Source organism: Mesorhizobium sp. B2-3-13 (genome assembly GCF_006442195.1).
GTDB classification, from domain to species: Bacteria; Pseudomonadota; Alphaproteobacteria; order Rhizobiales; family Rhizobiaceae; genus Mesorhizobium; species Mesorhizobium salmacidum.
The window spans coordinates 1-1,160 of record NZ_VFVQ01000053.1 but is presented as its reverse complement, the minus strand read 5'-3'; the positions used below and the strand labels follow the sequence as shown (position 1 = coordinate 1,160).

The 1,160-nt window shown below is 62.7% G+C and carries 1 protein-coding gene; it reads left to right on the top strand.

Annotated elements, in window-relative coordinates; all coding sequences use genetic code 11:
• The first annotated feature begins 90 nt into the window (after nucleotides 1-90).
• Nucleotides 91-1,152, top strand: a complete 1,062-nt coding sequence (locus tag FJ941_RS28870; protein WP_140511007.1) for an ISAs1 family transposase — start codon at nucleotides 91-93, stop codon at nucleotides 1,150-1,152.
• Nucleotides 1,153-1,160 lie beyond the last annotated feature (8 nt).

Here is a 1,160-nt window from a genome sequence, read left to right as displayed (position 1 = left end):
GGCAGGGGAATCGCATATGGCGTTTTGGGAGTTGAAATTGGTCTGAGAAGAGATTCTTTGGGAAGGCAGTCCAGCGAAGGAGTGACTGCCATGTCCTGCCTTGAGAGCTATTTCGGCGCGGTCCCTGACCCGCGCGCGGCCAACGCCACGCACCGGCTTGGCGATTTGATCGTGATGATGGTTGCGGCAAGCCTGTGCGGCGCGACCAATGCGACGGAGTTTTCGTTGTTTGCGCAAGAGCGCAAGCAGGCGCTGTCGCGGTTGATCGCGTATGAGGAGGCGCCCAGCCATGACACCTTCTCGCGGCTGCTGCGCCTGCTCGATCCTGAGGCCTTCGGGCGCGCCTTCGCCGCGTTTGCCGCAGGCTTTGCCCAGGCATGCCAGGGCGTGGTCTCGCTCGACGGCAAGGCGCTGCGGCGGGCTTATGAGAAGGGCCTTGCAGCCAGTCCGCCCTTGACGGTCTCGGCCTTTGCCGCCGAGACGCGGCTGTGCTTGGCGGCGGCTTCGCCCGGCGATGCGGAGAATGAGGTCGAGGCTGCCCTCAAGGTAGTCGAACTCATTGATCTCACTGGTAGATTGGTCACGGCCGATGCGCTCCACTGTCACACGCGTATGGCCCAAGCCGTCACCGAACGCGGCGGCGACTATCTGCTCGCGCTCAAGGGAAACCGTCGGCATTGGCTTAGCCGTGCCAACCAGCATCTGGTCGAAACTGCCCCCGCTATCGCCGAGCGGACCGAAACCAGCCATGGCCGTAGCGAATGGCGACAGGCAGAGGTCGTCGCGGCAGCTGAGCCGCTGATGCCAGGCCACAGAGCCTTTATCCGCATCACCAGCCGGCGCGACCAAGCCAAGCCGCTGACGCGCCTGTTCATGGCCTCCAACCTGCTGTCGCCACCCCAGGCGCTCGATCTCACCAGAGCTCACTGGCAGATCGAAAACGGGCTGCATTGGATATTGGACGTGCATCTCGCCGAGGATCTCAGCCGCGCCCGCAAAGGCAATGCCCCCGCCAACACCGCGCTCCTCAACCGCATCGCCAGAAACATCCTCCAAATCGCCGACACAGACAAAGTCCCGATCAGCCACCGCATCAAGAAATGCGCCTGGAATGACGACTATCTCATCAATGCCATCACTCATATGCGATAGCCCTGCCC

Bases quoted from the DNA above. Each gene is read 5' to 3' on its own strand.
- FJ941_RS28870 (WP_140511007.1), top strand. From the start codon at position 91: ATGTCCTGCCTTGAGAGCTATTTCGGCGCGGTCCCTGACCCGCGCGCG.